This window comes from Kouleothrix sp. 19917 (assembly GCF_057073505.1).
Genome location: NZ_CP097100.1, coordinates 417,777 through 437,354, shown reverse-complemented (window position 1 = coordinate 437,354; position 19,578 = coordinate 417,777). Strand labels below are relative to the sequence as shown.

The window sequence follows — 19,578 nt, the reverse complement described above, 5'->3', positions numbered from 1 at the left end:
AGGATCGGTGCGCACCATGACGACCCCTGAGGCCACCTGCCCGGCGTACATACATGGTACCGGAGCGGCAGAACAAGAGCGCCTTGAGCACCAGGCGAAGCTGCTCGGCGGGGCTGAATTCCTTCCCCAACTGCACCCCGGCATGCGTCTGCTCGAGATCGGCTGTGGCACCGGCGCGATCGCCCGTGAGGCTGCCCGTGCCGTTCTTCGGGGGCACGTGATCGGCCTCGACTGCTCAGCGGCGCAGCTTGCCACGGCCGCGCGCCTGGCGGCTGCCCAGGGCCTCACGAATATGCGCTTTCTCCAGGGCGATGCGCACCACCTCCCGTTGCCCGACGCCGCCTGCGACGCCGTGTACGGTCGCTTTGTGCTGGAACACGTCGCGAATCCGCGGCAGGTCATTCAGGAACTGTATCGAGTTGTGCGGCCGGGTGGATGGGTGTGTGCGTATGAGTGGGAAGCCGGCTGTATCGTACACTACCCCGACTCCCCCGCCATTGATCAGGTCTGGCAAAGTATCTATCGCTGGCAACAGGCCCAGGGCAGCGATCCATGGATCGGGCGCAAGCTGTACGGTTTGTTCAGGGATGTAGGATTTCCGAGCGTTCAAGCCGATGGCCAGGGCTGGGCGATTACGGGTGCCTCGCACGAGTCCGAACGGTTACAATGGTACGTGGACGGGGCGCGCGAGATTATCCGCCAGATCCGCGACGGACTGATCACGGCGCACCTGGTTACACCGGATACGCTGATGCAGGCCGAAGAAGAATACCAGCGGTTATTGGCGAGCGCCGAGACGTTCATTTTTCACGGTTTCTGCCGGGTACTGGGGATCAAGTGAGAGTAGAGTGGGTACTCTGTCTGGTATGCTGCGAGTGAGCCACTGCAACGGACGCACAACATAGGCCGTTAGCACTGTCATCGTGGCAAGTCCTCCGCTTGGAATCGATAGTGTAGTCATACACTTCCCTGCTGCGTTGGCCTGACGACCACTTGTGCCTGCCGAACATACGTGCTATACTCTCCCCATCCTACCGAACTGGTCTGCAAGCTCAGCTTGTGCATCAGAGCTGTCGTGTTCGTGCCAACACCAGTGCGCGCAGCGCCGTGCGTCACCTGGCCAACGATCGCTATCGTAACGCATGTCCATGCGATGCCGGCGCCGCCTGATCAAGGAGTGCCTATGATCGCGCGACACGAACTCGTCCTGCGCTACGGCGGCGCACGCGAGTATCTGGACCAGCTGATCGCCTTTGCCGAGGCGGCCCGGAACGAGTTCGCGCCGGACTCTCCTCTATTGGCTCAGTATGATTATGAGTGCTGGATGGCCGAGATCAAATCCTACCAGCAGTTCGCTTGTCAGCGCTGTGGGATGTTTGTGTCAGCAGATCCCTTTGGGCCTGGTGCCTACATGGTCGAGCACTACTGGCGAGTCTGCGACATGTGCTATGATGAGCTTACCCGCACCAGCACGACTGTACAACGCCGGCTTGCTCGCCTGGCCGTGTACGCGCACGACCATCCCGATCGCTGTGCCGAACTGATCGTGGAGACACAACGTCGGCTCCAGATGAACGACTGGCAACTCGAATGCTACCTGGGACTCGACGACATCGGTGTCGCGCGCCTGGCACTCTGCCCACGACCGCGCCCTGGTGATGAAGCTGCGGATGTCGCCAGGCTTGCGACGATTGCCGGCTGTTCGGAAGAGCAGTTGCGTCGTTTGTTCACGGACGAACCCCCGGTCGAAGCGGACGCACGTGCAGGCGAGCGCCCAGCGCCACGCCCATTCCGGCTCGACACGGATGAAGCACTGCCGTTCTAACGTCGGAGCAAGGACTTGCACGTGGCTTTGCCTGCATAACCGTACCAGGCCGAATATCACCTTCCAGACCGGCCGTTGACGAGAGATGCTACACGATTTCGGATAATACATCTTTTTGGGGGGATATGCAAAAACCCCCTCTTTCTGGCGCAGGAGCCGCAGCTCCGGCCGCTGACCGTGGGCGTCTTTGCCGACTGGGGTAGCGGCAAGTCCAGCCTGATGCGGATGGCCGAGACACGCCTTTCGGCCGAGCCGGAGCGGTTTCTCTGCCTGACCTTTAGCCCCTGGCAGCACGAAGACTACGATGATGTGAAAGCCGCGCTGATGGCAGCGGTCATGAACACGCTCCAGCAGGCGGTCGTCGACGAGCGCGGCCGTCTCGGCCAGATGGCTCACGAGACCCGCGAGCGCGTGCTCGGCGGCATCAAGCGGCTCGTGCGCCGCATCAACTGGTTTCGGCTACTTGGTGCCGGGGCTAAGGGAGCCGGCGCGCTGGCGCTGCTCGCCCACAACAACCCGGCCGGTCTGGCGCTGGCGATGCCGGCGCTGGCCGACGTGCCCGAGATCGTCAAAGGCACCGAGGAGGTGGCCGACGAGGTGCTCAAAGAGGACCAGAAGGAGGCAGCTGCCGAGCCGATCGAGCAGCGGATCGGCGACTTCCGGCACGATTTCAAGACCATCCTCAAGGAGCTCGAACTTGAGGCGCTGGTTGTGTTTATCGACGATCTCGACCGTTGCCTGCCCAACGCCATCCTGGACACGCTTGAGGCGATCCGTCTGTTTCTGGCGGTCGAGAAGACAGTCTTTGTGATCGGCGCCGACATGCGGATCATCCGCCACGCGATCGCGACGCGCTACCCGGAGCTGCCCGGGCAGCAGCTGGAGATCGGCCGCGACTACCTGGAGAAGATCGTCCAGATCCCGCTTGTCATTCCACCACTGAACGCCGCCGAGGCGGAGGGGTATTTGAACCTGCTCGGCTGCCAGCGCTATCTCGACGGCGCGCGCTTCAACACGCTGGTTGCCTGCGCGGCCGAGAACCGGCGGACGCCGGGCCTGGACGTCGCGCTGAACGAGGGGATCGCCCGCGAACAGCTGGAGGGCGAGCTCTCCGAAGAGCTGATGGCGTTCTTCGCGCTGACGGCGCGGGTGGCGCCGATCCTGTGCGCGAACCTCCAGGGCAACCCGCGCCAGCTCAAGCGGTTTCTCAACACCCTCATCCTCCGGCAGCGCCTGGCGCAGGTCCGCAACGTCAACCTCGACATGGCTGTGATGGCCAAGCTGATGGTGCTCGAGTACTTTCACGAGACCGCGTTTCGCGAGCTGTTCGGCTGGCAGCGTGGGGGCGGTGGGTTCGCCGCCGAGCTTGGCCCGCTCGAAGAGCGGGCGCGCCGGCCGATCGAGGGCCACGCCGAGGGCTGGCTCGCCGACCCCGGGCTAGTCACCTGGCTCGCGCTGGAGCCCCCATTGGCCGGCACTAATCTGGAGTCCTACTATTCCGCCGCGCGCGACCGGGTGCAGCTCGCGCTCGACACCCCACGCCGGCTCACCCCCCAGCTGCAGGAGATCCTCGGCAACCTGCGGTCGGAGAGCGCGGCGGTCCGGCGGCAGGCGCTTACGACCGCGGCCGAGCTTCCCGACGAGGGCTTCCGCGCGCTCTACGACGTACTGCTCGACCAGTTCCAGCGCGACCCGCGTGCGATCGGCGAGCAGATCGGGACGCTGATCCTCACGCTGGCCCAGCGGCGGCCGGCCTTCACCCCAGCGCTCGTGCGTGCGCTGCAGGGCACGCCGCCGCAGCGCATCCAGCCAGCGTTTGCGGTGAGCCTGGCCACCACCTTCCCGCGTGACGCCATCCCCGAGGAGGTGCGTGGACTGCTCCGTGAGTGGGTCAAGCTCGAGAACGCGCCGGGCCTGGCGCGGGCAGCACAGCAGGCGCTCGACGGGCTGGCCCGACCGCGCGCCCCGCGCCGCTGATGGGAACATCGAGCGACTATGTCGCGCCAACCGGCGGTGGCTGGCCGGCCGCCAAGCGCCAGGCCACAACCTTTGCCCGCCAGGGTGGGGCGCAGGGTACGCAGACGACGGCCGCGGCGGTCGGGGCGGCGTACGTCGCCGCCCACGGGGGCGCCGCCGCGGCGGCCCGGTCCTATCCCGCCGCACAGCGCGTCGCGCAGGCACTCGGCGGCTTTCTTGCCGGAGTCGCCCGCCAGGGGCTGGACGCCACCCTCGTCGACCGTGGGCTGGGAGATCTGGTCGGTCAGGGTCCGGGCGTGGTGCTAGCGGGGATCATCGACGCGCTCGCCGGCCCGAACCGGACTCTCGACGAGGCCGACGCACGCGCGGCCTTGATCGCGGTGCTGGCGCAGGAGCTGCCCGATCCGGCCGCCGCAGCGCTTGATGCAGGAGCGATCGCGGATCTGATCGCAGCACTGCTCGTCGAGTGCGTGTTCCAGCGCCTGCTCCAGGAGCTCGGCGCACAGCTCGCCGGCGGCGCGCTCACGGCCACGGATGCGGTGCGTGTCGAGCGCGACCTGCATGCATATGTGGTCGCCCAGGCCCAGCTGGATCTCGGGGGTGTGGACGCCCTGGCCGTCGATTGGGAGGGCGCGGAGGGGCGTGACCTGGTGGGGCATCTGCTGACGAGCGCCTACGCCCAGCTTGAGGCCGAGGTGGGCCGGTGAAAGGATGACGATGCCCTCGACATCGATAGTGATTCGCACAAGCGGGCGCCACCCCATTCCAGGTGGCGCTGCGGATGCTCTGGTGCTCGATCTGCTCCCGACCACTGCCGCATCGACGATCAGCGCCAACCTGGAGCAGCTGGTCGAGCGGGCCGGTGCGCTGCCGGCCGTGGCGCGCGAGCTGTTGCTGCTGGCGTCCGCCGTCTACGTCGGGGACAAGGTGACGCCGCGCGACGACGCCCCGGATCGCTGGACCCGGTCGTTTACCGTACATGCGCCGGCATCCGATCCAGCAGTCTGGGAGACGGCGACCTCCGATCTCCGCGAGGCGCTCCAGTTTCTGACCGGCGACCACTGGGACCCGCGTTGGCGCCAGGAGCCGACCACGATTCACCGCGTGCGGCCGCGGATGCGGTCGCGCTATGACGCGGTCTGCCTGTTCTCCGGCGGCCTGGATTCATTCGCCGGCGCGATCGACCTGCTGGAAGATCCGGCTCGACCGCGCGTGCTGCTGATCGGACACTACGACAGCGCCCACACCCCTGGACCCCAACAGCGGCTCGCAGAGGCGCTACGCGCGGCCTACGGCGGTGCGCGGCTGCGCCTGCTCCAGATCCGGGTGCGCCCGGCCCCTCGGTCACAGGCGCAGGCGGCGCCGCTTCCCGCTGGCCGTGAGCCGTCGACCCGCAGCCGCTCGCTGCTGTTCATCGCGCTCGGCATCGCGGCCGCCGCGGCGATCGGACCGGCCGTGCCGCTCTACGTCCCCGAGAACGGGTTTATCGCGCTGAACGTGCCGCTGATCCGCGCCCGGTTGGGGAGCTGCAGCACCCGCACCACCCACCCCTATTTCCTCGATCGGCTGCGGGCCGCGCTTGACCGCCTGGGCATCAGTAACCCGATCCACACTCCCTATGCCGATCGGACCAAGGGAGAGATGCTCGCGGGCAGCCGGAACCCGGATCTACTGGGCCGGTATGCTCGCGAGACGGTCTCCTGCGCGCACCCGGAGGCCGGCCGCTACATCGGCGCGCGCCCGGGCAATTGTGGCTACTGCTTTCCGTGTCTCATCCGACGCGGCGCGCTCCACGCCGTTGGCGCCGATCGCGCGGACGACTATCTCTGGGATGTCACCAGCGACATGTCGCTGTTCGAGGGGACAAGCGCGCGCGGCCACGATGCGCGGGCGCTGTTCATCGCGCTGCAGTCCTGGGCCGACCCGCTGCGCGACCCGACTCTGGCCCCGCTCGTCGCTGGCCCGCTGCCGCCAGGCGTCGACATCCGGACAGCGGCACGCGTGTATGAGCAGGGCCTGGCCGAGCTGCGGGCCTGGCTGGTGGCGCGGTCGAGCGGGGAGGTGCGGCAGTTTGCCGGCCTGGAGGACGACTGATGCCACCATTCGTCGACAGCCACTGCCACGTGTTTCAGTACCGCGACCCTGAAGCGGTCCTGGCGCCGCTGGAAGCAAGCGACACGATTGTGGTCGCGATGACTGAGGCGCCGTCGGTCTATGAGCGCCTGCGCCACCGGGCTCGCGCCCACGCCAAGGTGCGGCTGGCGCTCGGCGTCCACCCGTTGCTGGTACACCGCTTTCCCGCGCTGGAGTGGGAGCTGTTTCGCCGCTACCTCGAAACGACATCGTACATCGGCGAGGTCGGGCTCGATTTCTCTCGCGCCGGCCGGGCCACGCGTGCTGTCCAGGAGACTGCGTTTCGGAAGGTGCTGGCGGCCGTTGGCGGCCGTGCCAAGCTGCTCTCGCTGCATAGCCGCGGCGCCGAGACAGCGGTGCTGGAGCACCTCCAGCAAGCGGCGGTCGGGCCATGCATCTGGCACTGGTATTCCGGGTCGCTCGCGACGCTCGACGCGCTGCTCGCGGATGGTCACGCGGTGTCGATCAACCCGGCGATGCTGCAGAGCAGCCGCGGCAAACAGGTGATCGCCCGCGTCCCACCGCAGCAGGCGCTGGTTGAGACCGATGGTCCGTACGCGCGTATCGGCGGGCAGCCAGCAGTTCCGACCGATGTTCGACGGGTCTATGATTACCTCGCCGCACTCTGGCAAGAACCGTTGGAAGTGGTGAGAGGGTGCGTCTACGGCACCTTTCGCGCTCTGCTTGGCCACGGCGATGCCGACCGAGAGAATTGACCCTAAACATGTTTCCCCAGAAGGGACTTTGATTATGACAAGTGAGCAAACGGGACTGATCATCCTTCCGCCGCAGATCGCTGCGCTCGCGCCGCACGTGACCGATCAGTGGCTCGATCAGCATCCAGCGACCAACTACCTCAGGCGCTACGCCGGCCACGCGGAGCGCACGATGCGCAGCGCGCTGAATGCCCTGGCGGGCTTCTGGGGTGTCCCGGAGGTGCGCGACGATGCCGGGCGCGATATGCGGTATCTGTTTGTCCCCTGGGAGGAGCTGCGCCGCGAGGACACCATGCGGCTCTACGAGCTGATCAACACCTGTGTCCACGCGGATCAGGACGACGTGGACGTCGATGCCGGCGGCGAGCGCGGCCCAACGGAAGCGCCGCGCCGGCTGTCGTTCACGACCGCGAACAAATATCGCGCGGCCCTGCGCGGGGTGCTTGGGGAGTGCTTTCAGCTCGGGCTGATGAACGGCGACGACTACCAGCGCGCGATCAAGATTCCAACGTTCCGTGGCGAAGCCGAGCCCAAAGGACGGCGGATCGAAGCCGACGAGATCGAGGCGCTGCTCCAGTTGTGTGCGCAGGACCCTGGGCCGCTCGGCCGGCGCGACCAGGCTATGGTTGCGGTGCTGTACTCGACCGGCGTGCGCCGGAGTGAGCTGAGCGAGTTCAATGTCGAGGACTACAACACCAAAAAGCACACGCTCAAGGTGCGCCGCGGCAAGGGCAACGTCGGGCGGACCGTGTACGTTGTCGGCGGCGCCATCGAGGCGCTCGAGCGCTGGATCGCGGTGCGCAACGAGGCGATTGGCCTGGAGCCGAAAAGGCCGCACCCGCTGTTCGTCAGCATCCGCAAGGGTGGACACATCTCCACCCGCCGGCTGACACCGGGCGGCGTGCGCGACGCGCTGGTCGAGCGCGTAAAGGCGGCAATGACCGATCCACTGGCTCCCCACGATTTCCGGCGGACGTTCATCAGCGATCTGCTCGAGGCCGGCGAGGACCTGTCCGTGGCGCAAAAGATGGCGGGACACGCTGACATCCGCACGACCGCGAAGTATGACCACCGCGGCGAGAAGGCAAAGGAACGGGCTGCCTCCAGGCTTCGCGTTCCGGAGATCGCGCCGCCGGCCACCATCCCGACGCCGGCAGCCGCGCGTGAGCGCTCGCGGGGTGGTGTACGACCGTCGACTTCAGGCGACACCGAGAACGGCCAATAATACGTGGAAGAGGCATATATGCAGACCACCACACGAGCAGGCGCTACACAATCGCTCGTCCATCCCCAGCTTCCGCTGATTCCGGGCTTTCACTGGAAGCGTATCCGTGAGGACGAAAATCGCCAGGGCGGCCTGGAGGCAACCACGTTGCTCATGGCTCCTGGCGAGCGGGCCGCGATGGTGACCGTCGTGCTCTACCCCGACCACCTTGTGCTGCGCCACCTTCTTGTGGACTCAGGTTTCTACACCCGCGGCCACAGCTATCGCGCTCAGGGGCTGGGCTCGAAGATCGGCGCGGTCATCCTGGCAGCCTACGGCCATCTGCCTATCGACGTCTGGTTCGACCCCGACCAGGACGACCCTGGCCTGACTGCTGAGCAGCTCCGCACCTGGGCCGAGCGGCACGGCTTCGGCCCGCACCCCGATCCCGAGAAGCCGCACTGGATGCGCCGGCCGGCGCAGATAGAGCCGCCGCTATAATTTGGGCTGTTGAAACAAGGAGCGGAAGGAGTACATCATATGGCAGCACGCACCATGAGCGCCGCGGAGTGGATGAACGTCTTTCCGAGGTGGCCGAAACGGCGCGAGCTTGGGATAAGCGCAAGCGACCTCGCGGCCACGAAATATACCGATGTGTTTACCGTGGTTATGACGCCCGAGCGCTGGGAGCAGGACCCACCGCTACCCGAGGGAACCGAGGCCGAGGTCAAGCGGGCGGTCGGCCGCTGGCTCCTGACTGATTTCGCAATCGAATGCCCGGCCTCTGGCTACCAGATCACCTACGACCGCCTGGACGAACCGGACTGGTTTTATCACCTTCTCGAAAAAACCTGGTTCTACGATCCTACCGATTTCCTGGACGCCTTCGAGGCAGCGCGTGCGATTGCCCTGCCTGACGAGCCGGCTGAGGCGCGATTCCGGGCCACGGAGCGCCAGCTTGGCGAGCGGCCCAGCCGCATCCCACTTGTCTTTGCGCCGTCGCGTGTTACGGGAAGCTACCTCTACCTTCCTGGAAAGATGAAGGAGGACGAGCAGGTCGCATTCGCCGCGTTTCTTGCCGCCCACGGCTACTATGCCGAGCATCCGTGAACGAGCTGTGAAGCGCATCGCACAGCCGCGGGCGCTGCCAGCGCCGAGATGGTCACTGCTGGCGACATGAATCATTTTCTGGGATAGGTTGCGATCCTGTGCGAAACAGGCGACAATATCCGAATCAACACAGGGGCGGGGAAACGTTATGGTCGGCCGCAGCAGTGGGGATCTGAAGATACCAATGAGTAGCGCTAGGTCAACACAGTCGCTAGAGATGAGCCTGCCAGCCTTCTCCGTCCGCCAGTCGGACGATGGGATCTGGCTCCTTGCCGTGCAGCTCGCGCCGGCCGACCAGGCGCGGCTCGACGCGGCGAGGCCCCCACCGCGCGATCTGTGCTGCCAGGCCCAGCATGCGCTGGCGCAGGCTCAGTACGGCTCGCGGATCTACCCCGAGCGCACTGCGGTTGATGTGTATATCAGCGATACCCCAGGGGTGCTCGACGGTCCGTCAGTGCTGCTTGACGGCCCTGCCGCGCTCTGGTTTGTCAGCCATGCGCAGCCAGCGGATGTACGCGCGTTCCTGCAAACTGCGAAGCGCCTGATCATCACACGTCTTCCATGCGAAACACACCACGCGGCATGAAGCGTGGTGTGCGCGCCTTCTGATCGCTCAGCAGGCGATGGCGGCGACATCACCAATCAGGCAGCGCTGTGCCTCGTGGAGCGCGCTCGCCGCGCTCGAACAGCTAAGAACCTCGCCGCAGACGCGGCCGGCCGTGTCGGTGATCAGCGCCGAAAACGCTTTGGGCCCGGCCCGCCGGACTGTGATCGTGGCGCTGCCGTAAGTCCCGCTCACGTAATAGGTCGCGATCGGCAGCGTCGCAAGCGCCGCGCACCAGTCGCCGCGCCAGCGCGGCAGATCCTCTGGCGGCTCCTGGTCGGGGCGGCCGCAGAGATACAGGAACACCCGCCACCCGGCCCACAGCAACTCCAGGTCGTGGAATTCTGCCATGCGCTCGATATAAGCCACAAACGGCAGCTCGGGCTCCAGCGTGAATACATCCCCGATCAGCGCCTCGCCTTCGCGCGCAATGGCGAAGAAGCGCGTTGGTGGCTCCGCGCGAATCAGGCTGCTCGCGATCCGGTAGCTCTGGCCGTCGCCAGGGCAAAAGCCCACCGGCTCCAAGACCGTGGGAAGAAGCGCGCTGATGTTCGTAGTCGGTAGCTGCTGCTGCATCGTCATACCCCCCATCCTCTCCGTATCAAACGCTGGAATCCGCCAAACTATCATGATTTATTTTACACGTAAAAGTGTAAACTGTCAAGGGGTTTTTCGTGTTTTTTCGTCCCACATTTGTGGGCGCGGCGTGTCGCTCCGGGTGTGCAGACGGTAAGTAATGATAGAAGGCGTCCGCGCTCCTGGTGGCGGACCCCCACTCTGTGTCAGGTATCGCCACACCGCACGGCACAGCTCTCGAACGGTCGCGCTCGCTCCTGATGGGGCACAAGGTGATTCGTGCAGTCATCAAACTGCTGTCTAGTTGATCCGGGAGAGGTACGCAATTCGTTTAGGGCATATGGGATAATGCCGTATGCAGGCTCGTCTGCGACGACTCCTTCGGCGATACATGTTTTTTACTGAACGGACAATAAAATGGCGGTGATCCGTGGTTCCTTGCGCTGGGTGTTGGTGATGTTGTTGGGGGTGCAGATCGCTTGCCGCAGCATTCGTCGTTTTTCACGCCCCCAGTTTATTAGATCCCTTGTTTATCGTTGTCGGGCTGATGTTCGCCGTCACGCTCGCGGCGCTGCTTGCACTTCTCCGTGGGTATGCACGCGCGCGGATCGTCCAGGCGCAGGCGGCGCAGGCCCCGCGCGCGAGCGAGGCGGCCCTGGCCGAGCGCGAGGCGCTCTATCGCCTGCTGGCCGAGAACATAGCCAATATCGTCGCGCTCTACGATCAAACGGGTCGCTGCGTCTATGTCAGCCCCTCGGTCCAGGCTGTGCTGGGGCACGATGTAGATGTACTGTTGGGAACGCCGATCGAGCCGCTCATTCACCACGAAGACCTCGCTCATGTCCACAGCGTGCGCGCGCGGCACGTCCTCCGCCACCGTCCGCGTCCAGCATGCCGACGGCGCGTGGAGCGTCCTGGACGTCGACATCGCGGACGTGACCTGGCAGGGGGCTCCACACCTGTTGGTTGCGGCCCGCGATGTAACCGCGCGCAAGACTCTGGAAGCGCAACTCCTTCAGGCTCAGAAGCTGGAGGGGGTCGGACGGCTCGCCGGCGGGCATCGCGCACGATTACAACAACATCCTGGCTGCTATCCTGGGCTATGCCAAGCTGGCCGCGGCCGGCCTCCCCGACGCGAGTGAGGCGCGCAGCGATCTCGCCGAGATTCGTACCGCCGCGCAGCGCGCGGCCGCGCTCACACGTCAGCTCCTGGCCTTTGCGCGCAAGCAGGTGATGACGCCCACGGTGCTGCCGCTCAACGACCTGATTTTTGATCTTGACCGCATGCCGCGCCGACTGATCGGCGAGGACATCGAACTGGTCGTACTGCCGGGCGATGGGCTGCCGCATGTGCGGGTCGACGCCGGTCAGATCGAGCAGGTGCTCATCAATCTGGCGGTCAATGCCCGCGACGCTATGCCGAACGGCGGAAAGATCACGATTAAGACGGAAGGATCAGGGATGAAGGGGGGCTTCATCCCTGATCCTTCATCCCTCAGCCCCGCCCCCGCCGTCCTCCTGCTTGTCAGTGACACGGGCACGGGCATGGCGCCCGAGGTGCTGGCCCAGGCATTTGACCCGTTCTTCACGACCAAGCCGGTCGGTGAGGGGACCGGGCTCGGGCTGGCCACCTGCTACGGGATTATTGAGCAACATGGTGGTCTGATTCAGATCGACTCGCACCTTGGCGAGGGCACGACCGTGCGCATCGTCCTGCCCGCCACGGCCGATCCGCTCGACGTGATGCCGCGGGAGGACGGAGGCGCCGTCGATGGTGCGCAGGCCCTGCCTCCGGGGACAACCGTGCTGGTGGTCGAGGACGAGCCGGCCGTACGCGCGATGGCCGCGCGCGTGCTGCGCGAGCAAGGCTATACGGTATTGGAGGCCGACAACGGCGCGGACGCGCTGGAAGTGCTGGCCGCCCACCACGGCCCGATCGATCTCTTACTGGCCGATGTGGTGATGCCGCAGATGGGCGGCAAGACGCTCGCCGAGCACCTGCTGCCGCACCGGCCCGATCTCAAGGTTCTATTCATGTCGGGATACCCGGGGCGCACCATCGCCGGCCAGGGGCGATCGAGGGCCTCGCCGGCTATCTCCAGAAGCCATTTACGCCGGCGACGCTGCTATCTCACGTGCGCACAGCGCTGCGGCAAGAAATGAGCACGAGTGGATGACGGTGAAACCCTGACGGCGAACAGATGACCTGGGTGAACGAATTTCCGAACAATCCGAAATAATTCTCGAACAATCGGGAACAAATTTCCGAACAACGGGGCGATAAATTATCGAACAACTCACCCAAGCAGCGCTCTTGTCGACGCGTAGCGACGTCCGCTGCAACTTATCGCAAGTGTTCAAGAATCTGCAGAACCCGAAAGAAAGGATTGTTGGCGTCGTGAGTTGTCTGTTTAGCTAGGGCTTGAAGCTCCCGAATGCGAGCAGTATATTCTTTATTGATGACGAGTTCGAGACCATCCATCGCCCGAAGCTCGCGTGTGATATAGCCTTCGGGAACGTACGGTGACCAGAACATGTAGTGGCGTATGGGGAAGTCCGATAAGTATGTTTCTGCATACGCACGCTGGCGCTGATACTTCTTATAAATACGCTCAACCGTTTTTGGCCCCGTGCCGTAGAGGATGCCGTTCAGGTGGGTGGTGACTTCGCAGAGATAGGCTGTTTTCTGTCGAAAGTCCAGGCCGATGACGTCGAGTTCGTTCAGACCTTCTAAACCGCCACCTGGCGTGCGTGCGTTGTAGTCAATGACATCACAGTGATTGACCAGTTTGAGATATGCTCCGACGATATACTCGCCGATGTCTGTTGCCATAGCAATCGCTAGCCTCTTCAAGACTATTCGGGCATTGTAGCATAGCAGGGTGTAATGGAGTGCCGGCAAACTCCCAATAGGTGGGATGGCCACCTCGGCGGTCCTACGGTCAACATGCGCGTCGCTGCCGGATGGCGAGGGGCCCGGCAATCACGGCCATACTGGCGCCCGCGAAGAGGTACGCAGCTCTATCGTTGTCATCGATACGTCATCGAATCACCCCCAAAACCCCTCGCAGCTATGTCACAATCATCATTATTATCGGGAGGGTATTTGCGAGGTGGGCCAGGAGCGCGTGCGGGTAGGCGTGCTGCGCCTCCACCCACGCGAGCAGCGCGGCTTCCGCGGCAGCGCCGCCAAAAAGAAGCAGCGTGCGGGCCAGATCGACGTCGCGCTCGCTCCAGATCGGCGCGCTGCCTAGCAGGTCGGACAGCGCGGCCGTGGCCGCCTGGTGGGATGTTGGCAGTGGTGCGGTTGTCATGGCATCTCCAAGATCCGGCTCATTTATGGAAAGACAGAATTGATCAGTTCCAGGCCGACCAGTTCGGCGATCGCCTCGGTCGCCGGTCGGCTCACGGTCATCGCGCGGCCCAGCTCGACGCGCACGCCGTCCATGGCATCGTGCAGCGAGGCGCTGGGACCCACAGCCTGGATGCGCGGATCGTCGGAGTATTCGATGCCGAGCAGCGCGCTGACGCCGGCGTCGTCAGCGCCGTAATATTCCAGCACATACAGATCGCCGTCCTGCTCAAGGCGCAGCATCGGAGCCATCCTCACGGCTCGGCGCAACCGCTACAGCCTCTGGAACGGGCGGAGGCTCACCAGGCGCCGGGTGGAGCAGGCTCTCGTCGGTCAGAAATCGCGCGCTCACATACGGGCCAACGACTGGCCCGGGCAGGATCGAGAGGCCAACACGGCCAATCAACACCTCGCCAGTAAACGGACATGTATAGGGCGCGCCGTTTGCCGTAGGCCCGAGCAGCAGCGCGGGGATGACCGCTTCCGGCCACGCGGCACCGCGCGATACCTGCATGCGTGCGTAGCGCGCGCGAATGCTCTCGCGTACCACGGTCGCCAGATCCGGGACCTCGCCCGCGTCGATCAGGGCGAGCAGCATCGCGCGCTCCTCGTCGGGGAGCCGGAGGCTCGTGTTTCGGTATCGGCGATCGGCGGGATCGCTGGTATCAGATGTGTCTGGTGGTGTAGGGACACTCATGCTGCCCTCGCGACTGATGGTCTGTAGACTGGGTGCTCCAGGAGGTTGCGGAGAAACTCTTGGTTGACCGCCGCCTCGACGCGCTTGATCTCCCGCATTGCCAACTGGACCTCCGTGCGCAGCGTCTGCGCATGCTCGCTGCTGGCGGCGCTCATTGCCAGACGCCACAGCGAGACGGAGCGACGATCGAGCGCGGCCTGAACTTTGCGGCTCAGCACCAGCAAGCCCGCGCCGAATCCGAGCAACTGGAGTATCTGAAGCATAACAAGCATCGAAAGCATCGTAGATTGACTCATCGGCCGCCTCCGTCTCGCGCTGTCGATCCTGTGCTACGATGTTTGTGTGGTACGAAGTGGCATAAATGTACCACAATGTACCACACATTGTCAAGGGGGAATAGGCGATGACGGGAGCATGGGTTGCTGCGCGGGCCATCCGGTCTATGGTGCGATGCTCACGGGCGTTCGCCCCCTCCTTCAAACACCATGCGAATAGGGCCCTGCCAGCTCCGCCCCTCGGCCTCGCGGCGCGCCAGCGCGGCGACAGCTTCCGCGCGCCTGTCCTCAGGAATGTGTTCGATGCGCTCGCGCAAGATAGGCAGTGAGCGGTCTGAGACCACCGGCACCAGCGCCGACAGCGCGTCGATGTAGACGTCCGGCCGCCGCGCGGCGAGCATCGCGCGCATGACGGCGGGGAGCAGGCGCTCCGGGACGCGCGGCAGCAACTGGCGGAACGCTTTCCCCCGCCGCGCCTCGTTGGGGATGGCCCCCGCCGCCGCAAGCAGCTCATCCCAGAGCGCGCCGGGAGTGTGACCGGCGGCGCGTTCGAGCGCCGCAATACGCTTGACGTCGCTCGTTAGCTCGCTGATCGCGGCCAGCTCGGCCTCGAACCAGCGCCGGTGCGTCGTGGCGGACGTGGCGGCGGCGGCCATCAATCCATACGCGACCGCGCGATGCTCGGCCGGCAGCTGGTCGATCGCGAATTCCGCACGGTTGCGTTCCTCGGCGCTGGCGAGGTGTGGGTGCAGCAGCGCCAGGCCGCGCGCCCGGGTCTCGACTGGTACGCCCAGCGCGACCTGGAGCAGCGCCGTGGTCAGCGCACTCTGCCTGGCCAGGTCGTCGAGCAGGGCCTGATGCGCGGCATCCTCGGGTGCGCCAACAAGCTGGGTAAAACGACTGGTGAGTGATGGAGACACCGAACGTTCCATAGAACAAAAGCTCCTTTGAAGATCTTCTACGACGTAGGGAAGCGGCGGCGCTACGGCGCTGGCGTGGCGGGCACCGCGTTGAACTGGGCGGCCACGCTGGCGGCGCGGAGCACTCCCTGCGTGTTCTGGACCGTGGCGGTCATCCCGCCGTCAAGCCCGATCGTGAGTATCCAGCCGTGATATGGCAGCAGCGCCGGCGTGCAGCTCGGCTTTCGTTTAGCCGTGATGCGGACGATCTTTCCCATATTGAGTGCGCCGCCGTGGTTGAACACAACCTGGTCGTGCAGGCGCAGCGGCTCGCCAAAAGCGTCCAGCGGTCCACTGGGCGGCGTCGTGAGCGAAGGGGTGCTCATGCGCGCCTCTCTGCGGCGCACACATGCGCAAGCGGCGTGCCCGTATAGGCGGCGAGGCAGCGCGGACAGGCGCGATAGCCCGCCGCTTCCGCCAGATAGCGCGCGAAGCGCTGCGCCGGCTCGTCGTGCTCACGCTCTGGCCGGTGCTGGCGAGCGTAGAGAAAGTCGGCGGCGCCGATGATCAGGTGGGACTCAGCGCTACTAGGCGCGCGGCGCTCGGGCAGCGGCTGGCCTGCATGGAGCGCTTGAAAATCCGTGTCGACTTCGCCGCGCTCTCCCGCCAGCAGCGTGTCCGCAGCGGTATCGAGCGCCTCCATCAGCGGGGCGAGGGTTGAAGGTGTCTGGCCGGCGCGCCAAGCCGAGTAGTCCGCGCCCAGAAGCGCCAGCGCGGGCTGCTCGTCGACGCGTGTTACGGCACAGGTTTTGACAGTCGGGTGATACAGTGACGGTGGTGCCGAGGGTATGCTGTCCATGGGCGTCACCTGCTTGACAAACGTATCATAACCGCTTATATCATATCGTCTTATGATACTTATGTCAAGCAGCAAGGAAGTGTGGAGGCCGGTAGTAGTTGCTTCGCGGCGGCACATGCCGCCGCATCGGCGTCGAGGTCTCGTGCTATCATAGTCCTGCACGACTGAGACGCCTCAGAACATCGCGAACACATAAGGACACACTTGTGAACGGATCGCAGATCGAGACGACGATCGAGCGTTTGCGGGCTCTCCTGGCTGAGGCCCGTGCTCAGACGACGCCTGCTGAGCCGCCGGCGGCCACTGAGCGCCTGGCGGCGATCGACGCCGGGCTTGAGGGCCTGGCAGGTGAGTACCAGGCGCTGATAGCGGGATATGAAGCGCAGATTCGCGAGCGGGAGCGCGTGGAGGCCGATCTGCGCGCCCGCTCGGTCCTGATGCGCCAGGTGGTTAATCACGCCCCGATCGTGTTTTGCATGATTGATCAGGATGGCGTCTTTTCTCTGGGCGAGGGCGCGACCGCGAACGCGCTGGGCCTGAACCTGAGCACGCTGGTCGGGCGATCCGCCTTCGAGGTGTTTGCCTCCCGTACGGCGGAACTGGATCATCTCCGACGCGCGCTGTCTGGGGAAACGATGCACTGGACCGCCGCCTACCTGAGCAGCTTCGCGGAGGTCTGGCTCATCCCACTGCGCGAGAATGAGGCGATGAAGGGCGTGGTCGCGATGGGAATTGACATCAGTGATCGTGTGCGCGCCGAGCAGCAGTTGCGCGAGCGGGACGTGCTCGTTCGCCAGGTGGTCGACCATGCGCCGATCATCCTGTTTGCCCTGGACAGCGAGGGTCGCATCACCTTTACGGATGGGAAGGGATTGGCCCTGATTGGCGAGCGGCCCGGCGAGACGGTCGGGCGCTCGATTTTTGACGTCCGCCAGCACGACGCGGTCGAGCTGGATGCGGTGCGGCGCGCGCTGGGCGGGGAGGCAGCGGCGTGGGTCTCCCCGGAGCCGCCGTTTTTCGACTCGCGCATCACGCCGATTGTTAACGGCGCGGGACAGGTGGTCGGCGCCATCGGCGTCGGTATCGACATCACCGACCGGGTGGTGGCCGAGCGGAAGTTGCGCGATGCCGAGCTGCGCCTGAGCGAGCTGATCAAGCACGCCCCGATCGTCTTGTTCGCTGCCGATCGAGACGGAACGATCACGCTTTCGCAGGGCCGCGGCCTGGAATTGCTCGGCGAGGCGCCGGGTCAGACGGTCGGGCAGAATATCTTCGAGCTGTGGGCGCCGTACCCCGGGGCGGTCGAGCGGCTGCGGCAGGCGTTCGACGGGTCGGAGGTCGCCTGGGTGAGTGATGATCCTCCGTATTTCGACTCATATCTCGTTCCCATCCGCGACGCGTCCGGGCAAGTCAGGGGCATACTCGGCATCGGCGTTGATATTACCGATCGCATCCGCGTCGAGGCCGAGCGGCGCGCGCTGGACCGGCGGCTGCTGGAGACGCAGAAGCTGGAGAGTCTGGGGATGCTCGCCGGCGGCATCGCGCACGATTTTAACAACTTGCTCCAGAGCATTTTGGGAAATATCGAGAGCGCGCTGGAAGAGAGGACGGCGACCGATGCGGTCCGCGAGAGCCTGACGCGCGTGCGCATGATCACCCGTCGCGGCGCCGATCTTACCCGCCAGCTCCTGGCCTACGCCGGCATCGGACCGTGGGCGGTTGATGTTCTCGATTTGAACGCGGTGGTGCGCGATGGGATCGAGATCCTGAAGGTCTCCGCCACCAGGACGATCTCGCTGGCGGTGCGGCTTGCCGATGAGGTTCTGCCCGTCGAGGGCGACGCGACCCAGATCCAGCAGATGTTGATCAATTTGGTGATGAACGCCGCCGATGCTATCGAGGGGCCCGAAGGCGCGATCACGGTCACGACTGGGCGGCGCGTTTTTGGCGCGGCCGACCTGCTTGAGCCCGACCTGGTGATTGCTCCGCCCACGGCGGGCGACTACGCGTCCTTGAGCGTCTCGGACACCGGCCCCGGGATGGACGCGGCGACGCGCGCGCGGATCTTCGAGCCGTTCTTTACCACCAAGGCCACCGGACGCGGGCTGGGTCTGGCCGCCGTTCACGGTATCCTGCGAACGCATCGTGGTGGCGTGCGGCTTACCAGCGCGCCAGGGCAAGGCACGACATTTACCGTCTACCTCCCGGTGACGACGAAACCGCTCGCGCCGCGCCGGGAGCAGGCGGAGCCGTCTCCCGCGCTGAGCACACCCCGCTCCGCCGCCCCGGCGCGGTGGACCGGCAGCGGCACGGTGCTGGTTGTCGACGACGACCCGTCGGTGCGCGACGCGGCGGCGCGCAATCTCCGGCGGCTGGGCTTTACGACCATGAGCGCCTCAAACGGCCGCGCGGCGATCGACGTCTTCCAGGCGCACCGGGAAGAGATAACCTGCGTGCTGCTCGACCGGATGATGCCGAAAATGGACGGCGTCACTGCCGCGCGGGAGTTGCGGAGTATCGCTCCCGAGCTGTGCGTGATTATGATGACTGGCTACAATGAGGCCGAGGTTGTGGCCACTATCGAGCCGGGGCTGATGAACAGCATCCTGTACAAGCCATTTACCGTGGAGCAACTCCGGGAGGAGCTGCGCAGGTGTCTGGAAGCCAAGTCGGTCACCGAGCCGACGTGACCGGCTCTCGCGAGATGCGCGTAGTAGGGCCTACCGCATAAAAATGGGGGAATCGTATGCTAAGGATTCTCAACGGCTTGCTAACGCCAAGAAATGGGCCGTGCTGTGAGATCGATTGCACCACTGTCCGTCTAGTTGTGGAGGAGAAATAGCGCATCGGGAAGCGATCCTATTTCCTTAGCTTTCACAAAATCTTTCTTAATACGGTGCCCCATCATGGCTACCCCTTCGTGGTCTGGCTGTCCTAGGTGGCAAAGGGGTAGCTATCATGACTACTCCTTTGCAGTTCCCTCGTGTAGGGAGTTGCATCACACAACCCCGCTTGGTGAACCCCTCGCTCCCATCTCGGCTAGGAGTGCTCATCCTGACGCTTCTCGGGCATATCGTATATCGAAGGTGATAAACCGTCAACTGGGGAGGGGAGCAGGGCGCCGCTGCACGTGTGCGTCCAGGCGCCACGCCTCTACACAAGCTTCCGCGCCCGCCGTCATACACGCCGCTAACAGCGTACACCGATGGATGCGCTTGCACCGCTGGCATGCCCGGCGATCGTCGGCAAGGGTCTACGCGCGTATATGTGGCGCAGCTGCGCGCTGCACAAGCGCGGACGGACTGTGCAACTCACAGGTCGCCAGGCATTGGCTGGCCAGCAGCTGGCGGG

The 19,578-nt window shown here is 65.0% G+C and carries 21 protein-coding genes and 2 pseudogenes; 14 read left to right on the top strand and 9 right to left on the bottom strand.

Annotated elements, in window-relative coordinates:
- The first annotated feature begins 16 nt into the window (after positions 1-16).
- The 10 genes from M1P90_RS37010 to M1P90_RS36965 all read left to right on the top strand — a co-directional run bounded on the left by M1P90_RS37010 (position 17) and on the right by M1P90_RS36965 (position 9,551).
- The gene (locus tag M1P90_RS37010; RefSeq protein ID WP_483704959.1) at positions 17-841 is read left to right on the top strand and encodes a methyltransferase domain-containing protein; all 825 of its coding nucleotides are present in this window, start codon (positions 17-19) and stop codon (positions 839-841) included.
- 342 nt (positions 842-1,183) lie between these two features.
- Positions 1,184-1,825: a hypothetical protein gene (locus M1P90_RS37005; RefSeq protein ID WP_483704957.1), complete on the top strand. Its 642-nt coding sequence runs from the start codon at positions 1,184-1,186 to the stop codon at positions 1,823-1,825.
- Between the two features lie 177 nt (positions 1,826-2,002).
- Positions 2,003-3,802, top strand: coding sequence for a KAP family P-loop NTPase fold protein (locus M1P90_RS37000; RefSeq protein WP_483704955.1), 1,800 nt, complete (start codon positions 2,003-2,005; stop codon positions 3,800-3,802).
- The gene (locus M1P90_RS36995) at positions 3,802-4,509 is read left to right on the top strand and encodes a hypothetical protein (protein WP_483704953.1); all 708 of its coding nucleotides are present in this window, start codon (positions 3,802-3,804) and stop codon (positions 4,507-4,509) included. Before M1P90_RS37000 ends, M1P90_RS36995 begins: the two co-directional genes overlap by 1 nt.
- An 82-nt stretch (positions 4,510-4,591) precedes the next feature.
- Positions 4,592-5,896: a Qat anti-phage system QueC-like protein QatC gene (gene qatC, locus M1P90_RS36990; RefSeq protein ID WP_483704951.1), complete on the top strand. Its 1,305-nt coding sequence runs from the start codon at positions 4,592-4,594 to the stop codon at positions 5,894-5,896.
- Positions 5,896-6,651, top strand: a complete 756-nt coding sequence (locus M1P90_RS36985; protein ID WP_483704949.1) for a TatD family hydrolase — start codon at positions 5,896-5,898, stop codon at positions 6,649-6,651. The genes qatC and M1P90_RS36985 overlap by 1 nt, the downstream gene beginning before the upstream one ends.
- Positions 6,652-6,685: 34 nt before the next feature.
- A complete protein-coding gene (locus M1P90_RS36980) occupies positions 6,686-7,876 on the top strand; it encodes a tyrosine-type recombinase/integrase (RefSeq protein WP_483704947.1) in 1,191 nt (396 codons plus the stop codon).
- A 147-nt stretch (positions 7,877-8,023) separates the two neighbouring features.
- Positions 8,024-8,356: a hypothetical protein gene (locus tag M1P90_RS36975; protein WP_483704945.1), complete on the top strand. Its 333-nt coding sequence runs from the start codon at positions 8,024-8,026 to the stop codon at positions 8,354-8,356.
- 39 nt (positions 8,357-8,395) lie between these two features.
- Positions 8,396-8,965 (top strand): hypothetical protein, encoded by a 570-nt coding sequence (locus M1P90_RS36970; protein ID WP_483704943.1) that lies wholly within the window; start codon positions 8,396-8,398, stop codon positions 8,963-8,965.
- A 217-nt stretch (positions 8,966-9,182) separates the two neighbouring features.
- On the top strand, positions 9,183-9,551 hold the full coding sequence (locus M1P90_RS36965; protein ID WP_483704941.1) for a hypothetical protein: 369 nt from the start codon (positions 9,183-9,185) through the stop codon (positions 9,549-9,551).
- 27 nt (positions 9,552-9,578) lie between these two features.
- On the opposite strand, the gene M1P90_RS36960 is transcribed toward M1P90_RS36965, so the two are convergent.
- Positions 9,579-10,151 (bottom strand): hypothetical protein, encoded by a 573-nt coding sequence (locus M1P90_RS36960; protein WP_483704939.1) that lies wholly within the window; start codon positions 10,149-10,151, stop codon positions 9,579-9,581.
- A 541-nt stretch (positions 10,152-10,692) separates the two neighbouring features.
- Between M1P90_RS36960 and M1P90_RS36955 the strand changes: the two are divergent.
- From M1P90_RS36955 to M1P90_RS36945, 3 genes and pseudogenes are all read left to right on the top strand, one after another.
- Positions 10,693-11,019, top strand: a pseudogene (locus M1P90_RS36955) (PAS domain S-box protein); the annotation flags it as partial.
- A gap of 185 nt (positions 11,020-11,204) precedes the next feature.
- Positions 11,205-11,363: pseudogene (locus M1P90_RS36950) on the top strand (histidine kinase dimerization/phospho-acceptor domain-containing protein); the annotation flags it as partial.
- 15 nt (positions 11,364-11,378) lie between these two features.
- Complete coding sequence (locus M1P90_RS36945; RefSeq protein WP_483704937.1) at positions 11,379-12,308, top strand: ATP-binding protein; 930 nt, start codon at positions 11,379-11,381, stop codon at positions 12,306-12,308.
- A 181-nt stretch (positions 12,309-12,489) separates the two neighbouring features.
- Here M1P90_RS36945 and M1P90_RS36940 read toward each other — a convergent pair whose 3' ends face one another.
- The 8 genes from M1P90_RS36940 to M1P90_RS36905 all read right to left on the bottom strand — a co-directional run bounded on the left by M1P90_RS36940 (position 12,490) and on the right by M1P90_RS36905 (position 16,227).
- Positions 12,490-12,978 (bottom strand): hypothetical protein, encoded by a 489-nt coding sequence (locus M1P90_RS36940; protein WP_483704935.1) that lies wholly within the window; start codon positions 12,976-12,978, stop codon positions 12,490-12,492.
- A gap of 238 nt (positions 12,979-13,216) precedes the next feature.
- A complete protein-coding gene (locus tag M1P90_RS36935) occupies positions 13,217-13,459 on the bottom strand; it encodes a hypothetical protein (protein WP_483704933.1) in 243 nt (80 codons plus the stop codon).
- A gap of 23 nt (positions 13,460-13,482) precedes the next feature.
- Entirely contained in the window at positions 13,483-13,740 is a 258-nt protein-coding gene (locus tag M1P90_RS36930) for a hypothetical protein (protein ID WP_483704931.1), read from the bottom strand.
- Complete coding sequence (locus M1P90_RS36925; RefSeq protein ID WP_483704929.1) at positions 13,727-14,194, bottom strand: hypothetical protein; 468 nt, start codon at positions 14,192-14,194, stop codon at positions 13,727-13,729. The genes M1P90_RS36930 and M1P90_RS36925 overlap by 14 nt, the downstream gene beginning before the upstream one ends.
- On the bottom strand, positions 14,191-14,490 hold the full coding sequence (locus tag M1P90_RS36920; protein WP_483704927.1) for a hypothetical protein: 300 nt from the start codon (positions 14,488-14,490) through the stop codon (positions 14,191-14,193). Before M1P90_RS36920 ends, M1P90_RS36925 begins: the two co-directional genes overlap by 4 nt.
- 158 nt (positions 14,491-14,648) lie before the next feature.
- Positions 14,649-15,401, bottom strand: coding sequence for a hypothetical protein (locus M1P90_RS36915; protein WP_483704925.1), 753 nt, complete (start codon positions 15,399-15,401; stop codon positions 14,649-14,651).
- Positions 15,402-15,451: 50 nt separating this feature from the next.
- A complete protein-coding gene (locus M1P90_RS36910) occupies positions 15,452-15,754 on the bottom strand; it encodes a hypothetical protein (protein WP_483704923.1) in 303 nt (100 codons plus the stop codon).
- Positions 15,751-16,227 (bottom strand): hypothetical protein, encoded by a 477-nt coding sequence (locus tag M1P90_RS36905; protein ID WP_483704921.1) that lies wholly within the window; start codon positions 16,225-16,227, stop codon positions 15,751-15,753. The genes M1P90_RS36910 and M1P90_RS36905 overlap by 4 nt, the downstream gene beginning before the upstream one ends.
- Positions 16,228-16,433: 206 nt before the next feature.
- Here M1P90_RS36905 and M1P90_RS36900 point away from each other — a divergent pair, with 206 nt between their 5' ends.
- Positions 16,434-18,917: a hybrid sensor histidine kinase/response regulator gene (locus tag M1P90_RS36900; RefSeq protein WP_483704919.1), complete on the top strand. Its 2,484-nt coding sequence runs from the start codon at positions 16,434-16,436 to the stop codon at positions 18,915-18,917.
- The last annotated feature ends 661 nt before the right edge of the window (positions 18,918-19,578 follow it).